General features: G+C 45.2%; 6 protein-coding genes. 3 read left to right on the top strand and 3 right to left on the bottom strand.

Annotation, left to right across the window (positions count from 1 at the left end; genetic code table 11):
* Nucleotides 1-144 (top strand): transposase (locus WBA89_RS29695; RefSeq protein ID WP_333375699.1); only part of this gene is annotated, 144 nt, incomplete at its 5' end.
* A gap of 9 nt (nucleotides 145-153) precedes the next feature.
* Here the strand turns inward: WBA89_RS29695 and WBA89_RS29690 are convergent.
* From WBA89_RS29690 to WBA89_RS29680, 3 genes are all read right to left on the bottom strand, one after another.
* A complete protein-coding gene (locus WBA89_RS29690) occupies nucleotides 154-480 on the bottom strand; it encodes a hypothetical protein (RefSeq protein WP_424411245.1) in 327 nt (108 codons plus the stop codon).
* A gap of 319 nt (nucleotides 481-799) precedes the next feature.
* Nucleotides 800-1,735, bottom strand: a complete 936-nt coding sequence (locus WBA89_RS29685; protein ID WP_424411243.1) for an isoaspartyl peptidase/L-asparaginase — start codon at nucleotides 1,733-1,735, stop codon at nucleotides 800-802.
* A 64-nt stretch (nucleotides 1,736-1,799) separates the two neighbouring features.
* On the bottom strand, nucleotides 1,800-1,955 hold the full coding sequence (locus WBA89_RS29680) for a DUF2256 domain-containing protein (protein WP_424411247.1): 156 nt from the start codon (nucleotides 1,953-1,955) through the stop codon (nucleotides 1,800-1,802).
* A gap of 390 nt (nucleotides 1,956-2,345) precedes the next feature.
* On the opposite strand from WBA89_RS29680, the gene WBA89_RS29675 reads away from it, so the two are divergent.
* Nucleotides 2,346-2,474, top strand: a complete 129-nt coding sequence (locus WBA89_RS29675; protein WP_424411241.1) for a tetratricopeptide repeat protein — start codon at nucleotides 2,346-2,348, stop codon at nucleotides 2,472-2,474.
* Nucleotides 2,467-3,312: serine/threonine protein kinase (locus WBA89_RS29670; protein WP_424411239.1), on the top strand; the 846-nt coding region annotated here is incomplete at its 3' end. The genes WBA89_RS29675 and WBA89_RS29670, both read left to right, overlap by 8 nt.

Genomic DNA, 3,312 nt, shown 5'->3' with positions numbered 1-3,312 from the left:
GCGTATTTTGATCGGAGGACTACTCAAGGAGTTGTGGAAGGAATTAATAACAAATTAAAGCTCATCAAAAGAAAAGCTTATGGGTTTAGAAATTTTGACAACTTTATTCTTAGGAGCTTCTTACATTGGCATTTTGCTAGTTAGTTTTACATACTAGGTTCGGTAGAACCATTTAATCTTCCCCTCAAGAGTTTTTATATATAGAATCCTGTGTTCTTTAGCGCCGTCTACACGACCTTTGGCGGAGCTAATTACGCCATTTGCGTGGCGCTTATTGATACCGTAAGTTTGTTGCAAGTGTGTGTTCCAGTCGGACTTCTTGAATCCTGTATTTAAAAGTAAGTGGTTGACTGTTTCAACACTTGCGGCCCTAAAAATCGGGGCGTAAGCTTCTAAGAACATCTCGAAATCTGTAAATCCTAGTTCGTTGAGTTCATCTGCTGGTGTGGGCAAGCCTTTACAATAAGTTAGGGTAGTCATTGATTCGACCTCTCAATGCGGTTGTATCTTTGTATCTTAATCGCTTCGCACAGAATTCGCAAGATTTTGAATGAGTTATTTATTTCTGAAACGTTGCTGGCGAGGTCTTCTTCAAAGGTTGCGTCTTTTTTTTCGATCGAAATCACCAATGCTAATTAGTCTGTAGATTAATTTACCGAGAATTTAGTAATTAAATTCTCGGTAAATCTCGATAAACTGTCAACTGCCGTTAACCCTCTACCCTCGATCGACCAGAAGCACCGTTTACAGGAATTACCAATTAATATCGGGTTTAATTGCCGAAAATCCAACGGCTTTTCTAAGCAACAAAAACCAGCGTTCCCTGGTTGGCTTCCAAAGTATCGCCCATTTGCGTACCGTCGTGAAAAGCACCCAGAATTACCTCGCTAGTTTTGCCGATCGCGATCGCACCGCTAGCATCAATCCCGATCGCCCCAAAATCCCGCTGGCGCGAGTCAGCTTCCGCAAAAGAACGCTCAAAAGCAGCCTTCAAACTCAAACCATCCGTTACCCGAATCACAATCCGCGCCGCCAAACACTCATCCATAATGTGCTCGCCGATACCCGTACAGCTAACCGCCGCATTACCAGTCGCGTAATTTCCCGCCGGCATCGCCGAATCGCTCACCCGCCCGATCCGCTCAAAACCCTTGCCGCCCGTCGAAGTTGCAGCAGCCAAACCCCCCGCGGAATCCAAAGCTACGACTCCGATCGTACCAACACCCGCAGGTTCCGCCACCACATCAGCCATTGCCTTGCTAAAATTGCCTTGGCGTTCCTGCATCCACTCGTGCAAACGCAAATCCGTCATCGGATCGTAAATCGGCAAATGAAGTTCTCGCAGCAATTCCGCCGCCCCAAAATCAGACAATACTCGATCGTCCGCAGCCTGCAAAAACTTAGCAAGTTCGATCGGATTTTGAACCCGAGAAACATTAATCGCCCCGCTGAAACGCTGCAGCAAACCGTCCATCAGCGAAGCACTCATCCGAATTTGTCCGTCAGACTGCACCACAGAACCGGTACCGGCATTAAATCGCGGGTCATCTTCCAACAACCGACAGCCTTGTATCACCGCATCTACCGCACTCGCACCGTCTTTGAGCAGCGGATAAACGGCCTCCAAAACATCATAAAGCGATTTGCGAACCGCCTCAATTCCGCCTTTGCTGTGTAGAGAACTGCCTGCACCGCCGTGAATAACTAGCTTTGGTTGCACCTGTTGCGATGCCATACTTCTAACCGTGAAATTTTTCCTTTGCAATCTTAGCCTCAGTTTGGCAAATGGCAAGACATTCTTAATTTTTTGTGCTATTGCGGCGGCGGCGACAGCGATCGGAACAGTATTTCACCTCATCCCAGCAGTCGGCCCATTTTTTGCGCCAAGTAAAAGGTCGATCGCACACCGGACACATCTTAGTCGGTAACTCAGATTTCGATCGCTGTTTGGCCATGCTAATTTTGACAGTAAGCTGTTGCGGCATATAAATTATATGTCACAATACTCCGGACAGTTTTGCGAACGATACTACAAGCTTACGCGGGGTAAAGATCGTAAAAAAGTCGAATTAAATGCCGCGTCAGGGGTGGAGCTAACATTGATTTAATTATCCACAGCGGCTCAAAGTCAAGCGACAATAAGCCATTGGGTCATATAAAAGCTGTCCGGACTATTGCTCAGAGGAATAGTAGAAAAAATACTAGCCTGTTGGCTGCGATGCTAAGTTGTTGGAGCGATGAATTCAGTGGGGTCAGACAAATCAATTTCAAGAAGCCTGGAGTCTTGTCAACAGACATTGATTATCTACCGAGAGATTAAAGACCGCTAAGGTGAGGGGGCAGCATTGGGTAATCTGCGAAATGTTTACACTTCCCTAGGCAACTATGTCCAGGCGATTGAATACTATCAGCAGTCGTTGACCATCGCCCGTAACGTTCATAACTGCCAAAGATGGAGAGCCAAACATGATTAGACTTCCTGGAATTAAAGTTTTAGCCCAAATTTACGAAAGTGACAATTCTGTTGTCTATCGGGGAATCAGAGAACAGGATAACCAACCGCTGATCCTGAAAGTCCTCAAAGAAGATTATCCTGCCCCCTCTGAGCTAACCCGATACAAGCAGGAATATGAAATCACCCGCAATCTGAACATAGATGGTGTGGTTAAACCCTATGCCTTAGAACCTTATAAAAAAACTCTGGTCATTATCTTAGAGGATTTTGGCGCATCATCCTTAAAGCAATTATTCAATGGCTCTGTAGATGTATGGTCTGTCTTATCTCTAGCGAAATTCTTCAAATTAGCCATCAAAACAGCAGAGATATTGGGCGCGATTCACACTGCCAATATTATTCATAAAGATATTAATCCTGCCAACATCGTCTTTAACCCAGAAACAGAAATTATTAAAATCATCGACTTTGGTATCTCCACTCAATTAACCCGCGAAAATCCTACCCTGAAAAATCCCAATATTTTAGAAGGCACTTTAGCCTATATTTCACCGGAGCAAACGGGACGAATGAATCGTTCTTTAGATTACCGCACTGACTTTTACTCTCTCGGCGTTGCCTTCTATGAACTACTGACGGGACAGTTACCTTTTGAAAGTACCGATGCGTTGGAACTGGTGCATTGTCATATCGCCAAACAGCCAATACCCCCTCATCTTTTAGGAGAAGCAGAGGGGGAGAGAAGCAAAAGGGGAGAACCTTGTCCTCAAGCCGTTTCGGATATTGTCATGAAACTGATGGCGAAAATGGCAGAGGAACGATATCAAAGTACCTGGGGACTCAAAGCTGATTTAGAA

This window comes from Microcoleus sp., from assembly GCF_049646505.1.
Lineage (GTDB): Bacteria > Cyanobacteriota > Cyanobacteriia > Cyanobacteriales > Microcoleaceae > Microcoleus.
This window is presented reverse-complemented; position numbering and strand designations above follow the sequence as displayed.